Source organism: Pseudomonas sp. SM4 (genome assembly GCF_051913165.1).
GTDB lineage: Bacteria > Pseudomonadota > Gammaproteobacteria > Pseudomonadales > Pseudomonadaceae > Aquipseudomonas.
Genome location: NZ_JBODOE010000006.1, coordinates 361476 through 375759 on the forward strand (window position 1 = coordinate 361476; position 14284 = coordinate 375759).

Below are 14284 nucleotides of genomic sequence, written 5' to 3' on the forward strand. Positions count from 1 at the left end.
CCTGCGGCAGCTCCTACATGATCGTTCCCACGCTCTGCGTGGGAATGCCTCTAGGGACGCTCCGCGTTCCAATGGGACGCAGAGCGTCCCGGGCTGCATTCCCACGCAGAGCGTGGGAACGATCAGTCAAACCGCAACATGGTAGGGATTGCGCGGATCATGATTCCAGTCCAGAAACGGCTTGCCCGTTTCCATCGGCACCATCTCGATACAGTCCGCCACCGGGCAGGTGATCTGGCACAGGTTGCAGCCCACACACTCGTCATCGATCACTTCATATTTATGCGTGCCGTCCGCCTGCTTCAAACTGCCGATCGCCTGATGTGAAGTGTCCTCGCAAGCAATGTGGCAGCGCCCGCAACCGATGCACGCCGCCTGGTCAATCTTCGCGATCACCTGATAGTTGATGTCGAGGTACTTCCAGTCCGTGGTATTGCCCACCGCACGCCCGGAAAACTCACTGATGCTGGCGTAACCCTGACTGTCCATCCACCGCGACAGGCCATCCTTCATCTCCTCGACAATCCTGAAACCATGCAGCATCGCCGCCGTGCACACCTGCACGGCGCCGCTGCCCAACGCCATGAATTCCGCCGCGTCGCGCCAACTGCCGATGCCGCCAATGCCGCAGATCGGCAAGCCCTGGGTCTGCGGATCGCGGGCAATCTCGGCGACCATGTTCAGCGCAATCGGCTTCACCGCCGAGCCGCAATAACCGCCATGCGTGCTTTTGCTGCCGACGGTGGGCAGGGCGACCATGTGTTCCAGATCGACACTGGTGATCGAGTTGATCGTATTGATCAGCGACACCGCATCGGCGCCACCGCGATGGGCGGCGCGGGCGGCAACGCGGATGTCGGTGATGTTCGGCGTCAGTTTGACGATCACCGGCAGCGAGCAATAAGTCTTGCACCAGCGCGTCACCTGCTCGACGTACTCCGGCACCTGACCGACCGCCGCGCCCATGCCGCGTTCGGGCATGCCGTGCGGGCAACCGAAATTCAGCTCGATGCCGTCAGCGCCGGTCGCTTCGACCAGCGGCAGAATGTGTTTCCACGACTCTTCCACGCACGGCACCATCAGCGAGACGATGATTGCGCGATCCGGCCAGTCCTTCTTCACCTGAGTGATTTCGCGCAGGTTGATTTCCAGCGAGCGGTCGGTGATCAGCTCGATGTTGTTGATACCGAGCACTTCACGGTTGTTGCCGTAGTGCGCCGAGTAACGCGACGAAACGTTGACCGCCGCCGGGTCTTCACCGAGGGTTTTCCAGACCACGCCGCCCCAGCCCGCTTCGAAAGCGCGGACGACGTTGTAGGCTTTGTCGGTGGGCGGCGCGGAGGCCAGCCAGAACGGATTCGGCGCTTTGATGCCGGCGAAGACAATCGAGAGATCGGCCATTTACGCAGCCTCCACGTTGAGCATCAGTTGCGCGTTGATCGCCTCGGCGGCGAGTTTGCCGTGCTGCACAGCTTGCACGGTGAGGTCTTGGTCGAGGCTGGTGCAGTCACCGCCGGCATACACACCGGGGATGCTGGTGCGCAGATTTTCGTCGACTTGAATGCGTTCGCCCTGACGCTTGAGCTCACGGGCCAACGGGTCGGCGAGGGCGCTGCCATCGAAGGATTGGCCGATGGCTTTGAAGATAGCGTCGGCGGCCAGCTCAAAGGTTTCGCCGGTGGTTTGCAGGCGTCCTTCGACCAGATCGGTGCGAGCGAAGCGCATGCCGCGCATGTGGCCCTGATCGTCGAGCAGCACTTCTTGCGGTTGCGCCCACGTCAGCAGGCGTACCTGATTGGCTTTGGCGATGTCTTGTTCGTGGCCAGTGGCGCCCATGTCCGCCGCGCCTCGGCGATACACCAGATTGACATCGCGAGCGCCGAGGCGGGCCATTTGCACGGCCATGTCGATCGCCGTGTTGCCGGCGCCGAGGACGATGCAGCGTTCTGCCAGTGGCAATTGCGTGAGGTCATCGGCCTGGCGCAGTTCGCGGATATAATCGGTGGCGGCGAGCAGGCCCGGCGCCTCTTCGTGGGCCAGACCGAGTTGCTTGCTGGCGTTCAGGCCGAGGCCAAGAAACACCGCGTCGAACTGTTGATGCAGTTCGCTGAGGGTCAGGTTCTCGCCAAGCTTCTGCCCATGGCGAATTTCGATGCCGCCGATTTGCAGGAGGAAATCCAGTTCCTTCTGCGCGTAATCGTCGACCAGTTTGTACTTGGCGATCCCGTATTCATTGAGACCACCGGCCTTCTCCCGCGCCTCGAAAATCACCACGTCATGACCGTGCATGGCGCTACGGTGCGCACAGGACAAACCGGCTGGACCGGCACCGACCACGGCAATGCGTTTACCGCTGGCGGCGGCACGCTGGAACGGGTGCTCGGTGAAGTTTGCGTTGTCGACGGCGTAGCGTTGCAGCAGACCGATCAGCACTGGCGCACATTCGTGGGCATTGTTGCGCACGCAGGCTTGCTGGCAGAGGATTTCGGTGGGGCAGACCCGCGCGCAACTGCCGCCGAGGATGTTTGCCGAAAGGATCTTCTGCGCGGCACCGGGCACGTTGTCCTGATGGATATTGCGGATGAACGAAGGGATGTCGATCTCGCTCGGGCACGCATTCACGCACGGCGCGTCGTAGCAATACAGGCAGCGCGAGGCTTCCAGATGCGCCTGACGGTCATTGAGCGGTGGCGCCAGATCAGTGAAATGACCGGCGAGGGCGGCCGCACTTTCGTGCGGGTGGGGGAGATGGTTCAGGGTCTCGATCACGGTTTTTTGCCTCACAGTAACTGCCTCTATCGGGCATTGGCCAAATCCCCTGTGTAGGAGCTGCCGAAGGCTGCGATCTGTTGATCTTGATCTAAAAAACAAGATCAAAAGATCGCAGCCTTCGGCAGCTCCTACAGGGGGAATGCATTGCAAATGTGGGAGCTGGCTTGCCAGCGATAGGCCGAAGGCCGCTATCAGCGTTTCACAGCAACAGGCTTATGTTGCTCGGCCCGCTTGCTCAGCAAATCAAACACCGCCGGGTACGCCGGCCGTTCGATATACCGTCCGGCGCCACGCTCGGCGCGCAGGTCGCCATCGGCCCAGACCAAACGGCCCTGGCTGACGGTATGGCTCGGCACGCCGCGCACGGTCTTGCCTTCGAAGATGTTGAAGTCCACCTGCTGATGGTGGGTCTTGGCGGAAATGGTGCGCGTGCCTTGCGGATCCCACAGCACCAGGTCGGCATCGGCGCCGACGCGAATCGCACCTTTGCGCGGATAAAGATTGAAGATCTTCGCCGTGTTGGTGGAGGTGAGGGCGACGAAATCCTGCATCGATAAACGACCGGAATTAACCCCCTCATCCCACAGCACCGCCATGCGATCTTCAATGCCAGCGGTGCCGTTGGGGATCTTGCTGAAGTCATCGCGCCCGGCAGCTTTCTGCTCGGCGCAGAAACAGCAGTGGTCAGTAGCGGTGGTGTGCAGATTGCCATTCTGCAGGCCGTGCCACAGCGCCTCTTGATGCCCGCGCGGGCGGAACGGCGGGCTCATCACGTAACCGGCAGCGGTCTGCCAGTCCGGGTGTTGATAGACGCTGTCGTCGAGCAACAGATGCCCGGCGAGTACTTCGCCGTAAACCGGCTGGCCCTTGCTGCGCGCATAGGTGATTTCGTCGAGGGCTTCCTTGGTCGAGACGTGTACCAGATACAACGGCGTGCCGATGGTCTCGGCAATACGAATCGCGCGGCTCGCCGCTTCACCTTCAACCTGCGAAGGCCGCGACAGCGGATGCGCTTCCGGCCCGGTGATACCTTGCGCCATCAACTTGCGTTGCAGGTGATAAACCAGCTCGCCGTTTTCCGCATGCACGGTCGGCACTGCGCCCAGCTCCAGACACCGCTCGAAACTCGCTACCAACGTGTCGTCGGCGGCCATGATCGCGTTCTTGTAGGCCATGAAATGCTTGAAGCTGTTGATGCCGTGTTGGCTGACCAGCTCGGCCATTTCCTCACGCACCTGCTCGCTCCACCAGGTGATAGCGACGTGGAAGCCATAATCCGACGCCGATTTCTCGGCCCAGCCGCGCCACTGATGAAACGCTTCCATCAACGACTGTTGCGGATTGGGGATGACGAAATCGATGATCGACGTGGTGCCGCCGGCCAGACCGGCCGCCGTGCCGCTGTAGAAATCCTCGCTGGCCACGGTGCCCATGAACGGCAGTTGCATGTGCGTGTGCGGATCGATGCCGCCGGGCATCAGGTATTGGCCGCTGCCGTCGAGCACTTCGGCACCGGCGGGAATATCCAGGTTTTCACCGATGGCTTTGATCACGCCGTCTGCGCAATAGACGTCGGCGCGATAACTTTCATCATGGGTAACAACGGTGGCGCCACGGATCAACAGAGACATTGCAGCTTCCTCGCAGGCATGACCGGCTTATACCGGTTCTATATGTTTTATAAGACGTCGATGCTGGAAGATATATTCCTGCCAACGCTGTCAGGAATAAAAACTAGCTGGTGTTAATCGAATGAGCAAGATTATTTTTTATAAGCTTATAATGTACGTAACGTATTGAAATATATAGATTAAATATTTAAATCACCAAAATGGTGAGGGCTTTCACCATTTTGACGCACTTGACAGGAACCAGATTTGAGCGAGATTTGTCATGGTAAATCAGTTGCTTGAACGCTAAAGAGTCGCGACCCAGACGCCTGGCTGGAAATAACCGTGCACCACTTTGAACCTGGTTGTTCGAGTAACTTGTCCTGGTCTTTTGCCTGAGGGATGTAACAAGTAAGCAACATGATCCAATAATTTGAATAAAAGCGTTTAAACATCAAACAGTTGAAAGCGCTATACGGACAGGTCGGGAAAATCGGCGCAACAGTCGGCACGTTTTTTGAGTGCTGGCGCTGACAAGCCAGGCCGGTTCGTGAAGTGCGTGTTCACATGCAAGTACTCCGGCCATCGCCCGGTGTGCGGCGCGTCCGCCCACCAGCCCGATGAGCAAAAATAATCAAAAAAACCGTGGAGCAGCCATGCAACAGAACAGATCGCAAGTGACCGAGCGCGACGGCTTGTTCGAACTCGAAGCCGGTAGCGACGTCCTCGACAGCCCCCGTTACAACCACGACATGGCACCGACCAAGGTGCGCGAACGAACCTGGAACAAATGGCACATCACCGCGCTGTGGGTCGGCATGTCGATCTGCGTGCCGACCTACACCCTCGGCGGTGTCCTCACCGCCTATTTCGGCCTGACCGTCGGCGAGGCGTTGCTGGCGATTCTGTTTGCCAACCTCATCGTGCTGATTCCGCTCACGCTGAACGCCTTTCCCGGCACCAAGTACGGCATTCCTTTTCCGGTGCTGCTGCGTTCATCGTTCGGCATTCTCGGCTCCAACGTGCCGTGCCTGATTCGCGCACTGGTCGCGTGTGGCTGGTTTGGCATTCAGACGATGTTTGGTGGGTTGGCGATCCACCTGTTTCTCGGCTCGATTTTCGATGGCTGGAAATCCCTCGGCGGCACCGGCGAGGTGATCGGTTTCATGATCTTCTGGGCACTGAACCTGTGGGTGGTGATTCGCGGCGCCGAGTCGATCAAGTGGCTGGAAACCTTGTCCGCGCCGTTGCTGGTAGCGGTCGGCATCGGCTTGCTGGTGTGGGCGATGCCCAATGTGTCGATGACCGAACTGCTGGCGATCCCGCCAAAACGTCCGGAAGGCGCCAGTGTGGTGAGTTACTTCGCCGCCGGGCTGACGGCGATGGTGGGTTTCTGGGCGACGTTGTCGCTGAACATTCCGGACTTCAGTCGTTACGCCAAGAGCCAGAAAGATCAAATCCTCGGGCAGATTTTCGGCCTGCCACTGACCATGTTTTTGTTCGCCTCGCTGGGCGTAATCATGACTGCGGCGTCGGTGAAACTGGTCGGCGTGACGGTGTCTGATCCGGTCAGCCTGATCGGTCATATCCAGAGCCCGGTGTGGGTCGCGGTGGCGATGGCGTTGATTATCATCGCCACGTTGTCGACCAACACCGCCGCGAACATTGTCTCGCCGACCAACGACTTCCAGAACATCGCGCCGAAGGTGATCAACCGCACCAAAGCGGTGTTGCTGACCGGGTTGGTCGGGTTGTTGTTGATGGGCCATGAGTTGCTGAAAAAACTCGGTTTGATTGTCTCCGATGTCAGCCTGGAGACCGTGTATTCCAACTGGCTGCTGGGTTATTCGAGCCTGCTCGGGCCGATTGCCGGGATCATGGTGGTGGACTACTTCCTGATCAAGAAACAGCAACTGGACCTGGCCGGGTTGTACCGCGATGACGTCTATCCGGCGTGGAACTGGGCCGGGTTTCTCGCATTTGGTGTGCCGGTGGTGCTGACCTTGTTGTCGCTGGGCAGCGATGCGTTCAGCTGGTTTTACAGTTACGGCTGGTTCACCGGTTCGGCGCTGGGCGGGATTATTTATTACGGGTTGTGCGTGATGCGCGCGCAGCCCTCTGCCGTGAAAACAGCGGTGTAGCGAATGGCCTCATCGCTGGCAAGCCAGCTCCCACAAGGATCGAGTCGTACACAAATACTGTGTTCAACCAAAAAACCTGTGGGAGCTGGCTTGCCAGCGATGGCGGCCTCAAAAACACCCGAGCAATATCCATAAGAAAAGCAGCCTGAGGAGATCCCCATGAACGCAGCCGTAGACGTTCTGCAATCCAGCCATCAGCACATCAACCGCGATCGCCTCTGGGCTTCGCTCATGGAACTGGCCAAACTCGGCGCCACGGTCAAGGGCGGGGTCTGTCGCCTGGCCCTGACCGACCTCGACCGCCAGGCCCGCGATCTGTTCGTGCAATGGTGCAAGGACGCCGGATGCAGCGTCACGGTCGATGCCGTCGGCAACATCTTCGCCCGTCGCCCCGGGCGCAATCCCGACCTGCCGCCAGTGATGACCGGCAGCCACATTGACACGCAACCCACCGGCGGCAAGTTTGATGGCTGCTTCGGTGTACTCGCCGGTGTCGAAGTGCTGCGTACCCTCAACGACCTCAAGGTGGAAACCGAAGCGCCACTGGAAGTGGTGGTCTGGACCAACGAAGAAGGCTCACGCTTCGCCCCGTGCATGATGGGCTCGGGCGTGTTTGCCGAGAAATTCACCCTCGAAGAAACCCTGGCCAAGGTCGATGCCGAGGGTGTCACGGTTGGCGAAGCGTTGAATGCCATCGGCTACGCCGGCCCGCGCAAAGTCAGTGGCCATAAGGTCGGCGCCTATTTCGAGGCGCACATCGAGCAAGGTCCGATCCTCGAAGATGAACAGAAAACCATTGGCGTAGTGCTTGGCGCGCTGGGGCAGAAGTGGTTCGACCTCAAGCTGCGCGGCGTCGAGGCGCACGCCGGCCCAACACCGATGCACCTGCGTAAAGATGCACTGGTCGGCGCCTCGGTAATCGTTGGCGCCGTCAATCGCGCAGCCCTCGGCCATCAACCGCACGCCTGCGGCACCGTCGGTTGCCTGCAAGCCTATCCCGGCTCGCGCAACGTCATCCCCGGTGAAGTGCGCATGACCCTGGATTTCCGGCATCTGGAACCGGCGCGGCTGAATTCGATGATTGCTGAGGTGAAGCAAGTCATCGAAGCGACCTGTGAGGAACATGGACTGACTTATGAACTGACCCCGACTGCTGACTTCCCGCCGCTGTATTTCGAAAAAGGCTGCGTGGAAGCGGTGCGCGGTGCGGCGAAAGGGTTGGGGTTGTCGCACATGGACATTGTCAGTGGCGCTGGCCACGATGCGATCTTCCTGGCCGAGCTGGGGCCTGCGGGAATGATTTTCGTGCCGTGCGAAGGCGGGATCAGCCACAACGAAATCGAAAACGCCGCGCCGGATGATCTGGCGGCGGGGTGTGCGGTGTTGTTGCGGGCGATGTTGGCGGCGTCGGCGGCGGTGGCTGGGGGGCAGCGCGCGGCCTGAAGATCAAAAGATCGCAGCCTTCGGCAGCTCCTACATGGGTTTTTCGGCGGCTGCGATCTTTTCCTGTCACCCCAATGTCATGGAAATGTGCGACGTTGCTGGCCCATGAAAATCATCACCTCCGGCGCGTCCTATCTGGACATCGACGCCTACGCCTGCTGCATCGCCTACGCAGAGCTGCTCAACCTGCAAGGCATCTCCGCCCGCGCTGTCAGCAGCGCAACAGCCAACGCCAGTGTCTCGAAAACCGTGCTCGATTGGGGCTGCGCTTTTCACACGCATGAACCATCGCCGACCGATGAATTCATCTTGGTCGACGTCTCCGACCACCACCATTGCGACCCAATGGTGGTGCTCGACAGGGTGGTGGAAGTCATCGACCATCATCCAGGTTACGAAGATTACTGGGCAAAGAAACTCGGTTCAGCCGCCGACATCCGCCCGATCGGCGCTGCGGCAACTCAGGTCTTTCAGCGTTGGCAGACCTCAGACTTGCTAGCAAAAATCAGCGAACAAAGCGCCGCACTGTTGGCCACCGCGATTCTCGACAACACCCTGAATTTCACCAGCCAGATGACCACGCCAGCGGACATCGACGCATACACCGACCTCGCGTTTCGGGCGAAACTCGCAACGAACTGGCCCGAGTACTACTTCCTCGAATGCCAGGCCGACATCGAATCAGACCTCGCCAATGCCTTGGCAGCCGACTTGAAACGGATGAAACCCGAAAGCAACCTGCCGCAGATTTTCGCGCAGATGACCGTGTGGGATGCGGATGCGTTGCTGCAGAAATACCGGCCGACGATCAGCCAATGGATGGCGGAGCAGGGCGAAGACTGGCTGCTGAATGTGATCAGCATCCGCGACGGAAAAAGCAGCTTTCTTGCAGAACCCCTTTCGAGCCAACGCAAACTCAATCATCTGCTGAAACTGGACTGGCACGCAGGAATGGCAGTCACCGTACCCTCGATCCTGCGCAAGGAATTGCTGAGGTCAGGCCTGAACAGAAACCTGTAGGAGCTGAGCTTGCTCGCGAAGGCGTCGTGTCAGGCAAATCACATCTAGCTAACACGACGCCTTCGCGAGCAAGCTCAGCTCCTGCAAGGGTTGTGTGATTAATCCGGGGGAGTGGTTTTTGCACGGCGCTCATTGCCCTTCGGATTGCCGATATCCAGCAACCGTCTTTCCACCAGGACATTCTCCAGCGCCTGACGTTCGAACGGCGCCATTTGGTGTTCGCGCTTTTTCAGCTCCAGCAAAATGGGGCTGGACCAGGTGCGGTAGGTCTGTTCGATGTTGCGACGCGACGTCATCAGTCTCTCCTTGATCAAGAGCCCGGTCTCGCTGGCAGGGGCTCAATCCGATGAGGGAATAACCTTAGCCGACAAACCTGGAAGTCGCGAATGCACCCATCCCTGTAGGAGCTGCCGGAGGCTGCGATCTTTTGATCTTGATTTTAAAAAACAACATCAAAAGATCGTCCGATCGCGGCCCGAGCCTTCGGCAGCTCCTACAGGGGGCGGGTTAGTCGTCAACGTCCATCAATTGCTGCACGCCTTGCCAGGCTTCGGCGCGCATGCGTTCGATGTCCAGGCGCGGGATTACGCCGTTGTCGACGACGATTCGGCCGCCGACCAGGCTGTATTTCACCGTGATCGGTTCGCCCGCGACCACCGGCGCGACGGCGCTGTCGTGGAAGCCATAGAACCGAGGATAATCGAGGCTGTAGACGACCAGATCCGCCGCTTGCCCGATTTCCAGTGTGCCGACCGCGCCAAGCCCCAACACCTGCGCGCCACCCGCCGTGCCCCAGTGAATGACGTCTTCAGCGGTGGTCGCCGAGGCGCCTTGTTCGGCGCGGTGGATCAGCCACGCGGTGTTGGCTTCGCCGACCATGCTTCCGGATTCATTCGACGCTACGCCATCCACGCCCAGGGAAATCGGCACACCTGCCTCGTACATCTGCGGCACTCGCGCGACGCCGCTGCCCAGCCGCGCATTGCTCACCGGGCAGTGGGAGATGCCGGTGCCGGTCTGCGCGAGCATGCGGATTTCACCCGGTTGCAGGTGCACGGCGTGGGCGAACCAGACGTCGGGGCCGAGCCATTCGTGTTCGGCGACGAATTCCACCGGCAGGCAGTTGTATTTTTCGCGGCAGAAGTTCACGTAGTTCTGCGTTTCCGACAGGTGCGTATGCAGACGCAAACCGAGGCCGCGTGCGGTGTGGGCGAGTTCACGTAACAGGGTTGGCGGCAGCGAGAACGTTGGCGTTGTTGGCGCGACAACCACGCGGCGCATCGCGTCTGGAGTGTCCTGGTGATACAGCGATTTCAGCCGCTCGATGTCGCCGACCATTTGCTCAAGGCTCTCCGGTTGCAGCGCGGTTTTCGAAAAGCCCGGATGTGCGCTCGCCGACTCCAGCGCGCCGCCACGGCACAGCACAAAGCGCAGGCCAAATTCATCGGCCATGTCGAACAGCAAGTCGCCGGTCTCGGTGCTGCCGTGGGCGTGGTAGAGGTAGTGGTGATCGGCGCAGGTGGTGACGCCGGACAGCAGCAATTCGACCATGCCTAGCCGTGCAGCAATCCGCGCCAGTTGCGGGGTAAAGCGGTTGAGGCGCGGGTAGGGCACGCTCGCCAGCCAGCCTTGCAGATCCTGATTCAGGCCTTCGGGCACGGCTTTGAGCAGGTTCTGGAACAGGTGATGGTGGGTGTTGATCCAGCCGGGATAGACCACGCAGTTGCGTGCGTCGATCAGCCGTTCGCCGGGTTGTGGTTCAAGGTTCGCGGCCATTTCGGCGATGCGACCGTTGACCACGCGGATGTCCACGGCGCCGGCCCGCGCGCGAGGGCCGCGCAGGCCGGTCATCACCGCGACCGGGTTTTTGATCAGGATGTTCTGAAGTTGAGTCATGGGCAGCTCCAAACTAAAGGATGTGCGAGGCGGATTTGCTGGCGGTGGTTTCCGCCACGCTGACGCCATTCAACGCGGCGTTGAGCAGCACCGACACCAGGCAAGCGATGACCACGCTGCTGTGCAGGAACGGCTGCGACCACTCGGGGAGTTGTTTGAACAAGGTTGGCGCGAGCACCGGCACCAGCGCGGCGGCGATGGTGAAACCGACGATCAAGACGTTGTAGCGATTGCGCTCGTAATCGACTTTGGCGAGGGTCTGAATGCCCGCCGCCGCAACCACGCCGAACATCGCAATGCCGGCGCCACCGAGGGCGGCGGTCGGCATCGAAGCGATGATCGCGCCGGCCTTTGGCACCAAGGCAATCGAGCACATCAGCAAACCGCTGACCGCGACCACCCAACGGCTGCGCACGCCGGTGAGGATCACCAGGCCGACGTTTTCCATGAAGGCGATAAACGGGAACGCGGCGAACATCCCGGCGATGGTGCTGGCCAGGCCATTGGCGCGCAGACCGTTGATGACTTGTTTATCTTCCACCGGTTTTTCGACAATGTCGCCGATGGCCACGAACAGCCCCATCGACTCGACCATCTGCACGATCATCACCACCACCATGGTCGCGATGGGGATCAGGCTGAAGGTCGGCAAGCCGAAATAAAACGGGTAGGGCACGGTCAGCCACGGCGCTTCTTCGACGCTGTGAAAACTGCCCATGCCCAGGCCGTACGCGAGGCCAGCGCCGATCAGCATGCCGATCAACACTGCCATGTTGCGCAGCAGCGGGCTGCCATAACGGTTGACCAGCAGAATCGTCAGCAACACCACCACCGCCACGCCAAGGAATGCCGGCGCGCCGAAGTTGCTCGCGTTGCGTCCGCCGCCAACCCATTCATAAGCAATCGGGAACAGCTGCAAACCGATCACGGTGACGATGCAACCGGTGACCACGGGCGGAAAAAACCGCCGTAATCGACCGACGAAGGGCGCCATCAGCATGGTGAAAATCCCCGCGCCGATCACCGCCCCGCAGACCCCGGCGAACCCCACCTCCGGGTTGCTGCCGATGGCGATCACCGGGCCAACGCTGCTGAACGCCACGCCTTGCAGAATCGGCAGGCGCACGCCGAATTTCCAGAAGCCGACGGTTTGCAGGAGGGTGGCGATGCCGGAACAGAACAGCGTGGTGCTGATCAGCACCACCGTATCGGCGTGAGACATTTTCAAGGCGCTGGCGACAATCAACGGCACGGCGATGGCGCCGATGTACGAGACGGCCATGTGTTGCAGGCCGAGGGTGAGCATCTGTCGTACCGGCAGAATGCGGTCGACGGGGTGCACGGTGGATGCGCTTTTTGATGGGGATGTGGCTGACGACATGGGGAAACACCTCTGGCTGTTTTTATGCGGTAGAGAGGGGTATTCGTCTGATGCCGATCAGCTCAAGAACACAGTGGAACCCTGTGGGAGCTGGCTTGCCAGCGATGGCGATTTAGCAGTCACCATTTTTATAAACTGACAGTCCGCTATCGCTGGCAAGCCAGCTCCCACAAGTTTTGTGTTGTGCAAAAAACTGGCATCAGTCATTCGTACACATGTGCCCGAAGCCGCCATCCACCGGCTCCGATGCCTTGTTTCAGCCTGCCAGGCAGGCGGCGAAGCCCTGGTTCAGGGCCGCGCGGTCCAGGTCGCGGCCGATGAACACGATTTTGCTCGAGCGCGGCTCCGTGCCCCACGCGGTCGAGGCGCGGAATTCCACCAGGCTGTGTACGCCTTGCAGCACGTAGCGCTGGTCTTCGTTGGCCACGGCGAGCACGCCTTTCATGCGGTACAGGTTGTCGGCCTGGGAGGAGCGCAGCTCGCTGATCCAGCGATGGAACGCGATCAGGTTGACCGCGCCGTCCACGGCGATGCCTACCGATGACACGCTTGGGTCGTGTTGGTGGTCCTGCTCTTCAATAGAGTGCTCAGCGTGATGCTCATGGTCGTGGTGATCGTGCTGTTCCGCGCCGATTTCCATCAGCTTCTGCGTGCATTCGAACGCGCCGATGCCGAGGATTTTCGTCAGGTCTATTTGTGCATGAGTCGAGGTCACCAGATCTGCCGTGGCGTTCAAACCGCGGATTTTGCCGCGCAGGGTTTCAACCTCTTCAGCGCTAACCAGATCAACCTTATTGATGACGATCCGGTCGGCGCAAACGATCTGATCCACTGCCTGATTGTCGACGCCATCGAGTTGCAGATCCTCCAGATGCTGGGCGATGTGTTTGGCATCGACCATGGTCACGATGGCGTCGAGTTCGACTTCATCGGCGATCGGGTCATTGATGAAAAAGCTCTGCGCCACCGGGTACGGATCGGCCAGGCCGCTGGTCTCGATAAGGATGTGATCAAGCCGCACCGGCCGCGCGACCAGTTCGCGGACGATGCGCACCAAGTCCTCGCGAACCTCGGCGGTGCAGCACACGCAGCCGTTGACCATCTCGTAGATTTCTTCGGTTTCCGAGCTGAGCACCAGATCGCCGTCGATGCCGACTTCACCGAACTCGTTTTCGATCACGGCAATTTTGCGACCGTGGTTTTCCTTGAGGATGTAGTTGAGCAGGGTGGTTTTACCGGCACCGAGGAAACCGGTGAGGATGGTCACGGGGATTTTGGTGTTGCGGGTTGGGGCGTTGAATGGGGTGTTCATGGTGAGGCTCCTTTGATTGACCGGTGCACACTGAATTCGGGTGATGCTGCTTTTTTTTGTAGGCCTTCGCCTGCTCGCGATAGCGGTGTGTCAGCTGAGATTTACTTCACTGATACTCCGCTATCGCGAGCAGGCGAAGGCCTACAAGGGGATAGAGGTTCTCGCCATCGGGTAGCGACGCCCGCATCGAGGCCGAACAGGTCAAGCACGCGGCCGAGGTTGTGGTCGACCATTTGCCCGAGATTCTCCGGGCGGGCGTAGAACGCCGGTACTGGCGGGGCGATGATCCCGCCCATCTCGGTGACGGCAGTCATGTTGCGCAGGTGGGCGAGGGTCAGCGGGGTTTCGCGGGCCATCAACACCAGCGTGCGGCGCTCCTTGAGCGTGACGTCGGCAGCACGGCCGATCAGCCCCGATGAGGTGCCAGTGGCAATCTCCGCCAGCGTCCTCATCGAACACGGCGCAACCACCATGCCCAGGCAGCGAAACGAACCACTGGCAATCCCGGCGGCGACGTCATCGGCGCGGTGGTAATGACTGGCCAGCGCAGTGACGTCGGCGAGTTTGTAGTCGGTCTCGTGGGCCATGGTCAGCAGCGCCGCGCGGCTGATGATCAGGTGGCTTTCGATGTCCAGTTCAGCGAGCAATTGCAGCAAGCGCACGCCGTAGATAAACCCGGACGCGCCGCTGATGCCGACGACCATCCGTT

General features: G+C 60.2%; 11 protein-coding genes. 3 read left to right on the forward strand and 8 right to left on the reverse strand.

The genetic code is table 11. The features are described 5' to 3' along the window. Window positions 1-126: 126 nt before the first annotated feature. The 3 genes from preA to hydA form a co-directional block, all read right to left on the reverse strand. Window positions 127-1401 carry an NAD-dependent dihydropyrimidine dehydrogenase subunit PreA gene (gene preA / locus ACQ4MY_RS14175; protein ID WP_008081943.1) on the reverse strand — a complete coding sequence of 425 codons (1275 nt, stop codon included), beginning with the start codon at window positions 1399-1401 and terminating at the stop codon, window positions 127-129. Continuing rightward, window positions 1402-2769 (reverse strand): NAD(P)-dependent oxidoreductase, encoded by a 1368-nt coding sequence (locus ACQ4MY_RS14180; protein ID WP_440095554.1) that lies wholly within the window; start codon window positions 2767-2769, stop codon window positions 1402-1404. It abuts the gene before it with no gap. Between the two features lie 194 nt (window positions 2770-2963). Beyond that, complete coding sequence (hydA, locus tag ACQ4MY_RS14185) at window positions 2964-4403, reverse strand: dihydropyrimidinase (protein ID WP_440095555.1); 1440 nt, start codon at window positions 4401-4403, stop codon at window positions 2964-2966. A gap of 635 nt (window positions 4404-5038) precedes the next feature. Here hydA and ACQ4MY_RS14190 point away from each other — a divergent pair. The 3 genes from ACQ4MY_RS14190 (at window position 5039) to ACQ4MY_RS14200 (ending at window position 8986) form a co-directional block, all read left to right on the forward strand. Continuing rightward, the gene (locus ACQ4MY_RS14190) at window positions 5039-6523 is read left to right on the forward strand and encodes an NCS1 family nucleobase:cation symporter-1 (protein WP_440095556.1); all 1485 of its coding nucleotides are present in this window, start codon (window positions 5039-5041) and stop codon (window positions 6521-6523) included. 159 nt (window positions 6524-6682) lie between these two features. Then, window positions 6683-7966, forward strand: a complete 1284-nt coding sequence (locus ACQ4MY_RS14195; protein WP_440095557.1) for a Zn-dependent hydrolase — start codon at window positions 6683-6685, stop codon at window positions 7964-7966. A 105-nt stretch (window positions 7967-8071) separates the two neighbouring features. Next, window positions 8072-8986, forward strand: coding sequence for a DHH family phosphoesterase (locus ACQ4MY_RS14200; RefSeq protein ID WP_440095558.1), 915 nt, complete (start codon window positions 8072-8074; stop codon window positions 8984-8986). A gap of 98 nt (window positions 8987-9084) precedes the next feature. Here the strand turns inward: ACQ4MY_RS14200 and ACQ4MY_RS14205 are convergent, their stop codons facing one another. From ACQ4MY_RS14205 to ACQ4MY_RS14225, 5 genes are all read right to left on the reverse strand, one after another. Then, window positions 9085-9282, reverse strand: a complete 198-nt coding sequence (locus ACQ4MY_RS14205) for a hypothetical protein (RefSeq protein WP_158830801.1) — start codon at window positions 9280-9282, stop codon at window positions 9085-9087. A 211-nt stretch (window positions 9283-9493) separates the two neighbouring features. Then, complete coding sequence (locus tag ACQ4MY_RS14210) at window positions 9494-10882, reverse strand: amidohydrolase family protein (RefSeq protein WP_440095559.1); 1389 nt, start codon at window positions 10880-10882, stop codon at window positions 9494-9496. Between the two features lie 13 nt (window positions 10883-10895). Next, window positions 10896-12263, reverse strand: coding sequence for a nucleobase:cation symporter-2 family protein (locus ACQ4MY_RS14215; protein ID WP_440095560.1), 1368 nt, complete (start codon window positions 12261-12263; stop codon window positions 10896-10898). Between the two features lie 256 nt (window positions 12264-12519). Next, window positions 12520-13575 carry a CobW family GTP-binding protein gene (locus ACQ4MY_RS14220; RefSeq protein WP_440095561.1) on the reverse strand — a complete coding sequence of 352 codons (1056 nt, stop codon included), beginning with the start codon at window positions 13573-13575 and terminating at the stop codon, window positions 12520-12522. Between the two features lie 101 nt (window positions 13576-13676). Continuing rightward, complete coding sequence (locus ACQ4MY_RS14225; protein ID WP_440095597.1) at window positions 13677-14279, reverse strand: UbiX family flavin prenyltransferase; 603 nt, start codon at window positions 14277-14279, stop codon at window positions 13677-13679. Window positions 14280-14284 lie beyond the last annotated feature (5 nt).

Excerpts from the sequence above, each read along its gene's own strand:
- ACQ4MY_RS14205 (WP_158830801.1), bottom strand. The coding sequence starts at position 9,282 with ATGACGTCGCGTCGCAACATCGAACAGACCTACCGCACCTGGTCCAGC.
- ACQ4MY_RS14215 (WP_440095560.1), bottom strand. The coding sequence starts at position 12,263 with ATGTCGTCAGCCACATCCCCATCAAAAAGCGCATCCACCGTGCACCCC.
- ACQ4MY_RS14225 (WP_440095597.1), bottom strand. The coding sequence starts at position 14,279 with ATGGTCGTCGGCATCAGCGGCGCGTCCGGGTTTATCTACGGCGTGCGC.
- ACQ4MY_RS14220 (WP_440095561.1), bottom strand. The coding sequence starts at position 13,575 with ATGAACACCCCATTCAACGCCCCAACCCGCAACACCAAAATCCCCGTG.
- ACQ4MY_RS14190 (WP_440095556.1), top strand. The coding sequence starts at position 5,039 with ATGCAACAGAACAGATCGCAAGTGACCGAGCGCGACGGCTTGTTCGAA.
- ACQ4MY_RS14210 (WP_440095559.1), bottom strand. The coding sequence starts at position 10,882 with ATGACTCAACTTCAGAACATCCTGATCAAAAACCCGGTCGCGGTGATG.
- ACQ4MY_RS14195 (WP_440095557.1), top strand. The coding sequence starts at position 6,683 with ATGAACGCAGCCGTAGACGTTCTGCAATCCAGCCATCAGCACATCAAC.
- ACQ4MY_RS14200 (WP_440095558.1), top strand. The coding sequence starts at position 8,072 with ATGAAAATCATCACCTCCGGCGCGTCCTATCTGGACATCGACGCCTAC.
- preA (WP_008081943.1), bottom strand. The coding sequence starts at position 1,401 with ATGGCCGATCTCTCGATTGTCTTCGCCGGCATCAAAGCGCCGAATCCG.
- hydA (WP_440095555.1), bottom strand. The coding sequence starts at position 4,403 with ATGTCTCTGTTGATCCGTGGCGCCACCGTTGTTACCCATGATGAAAGT.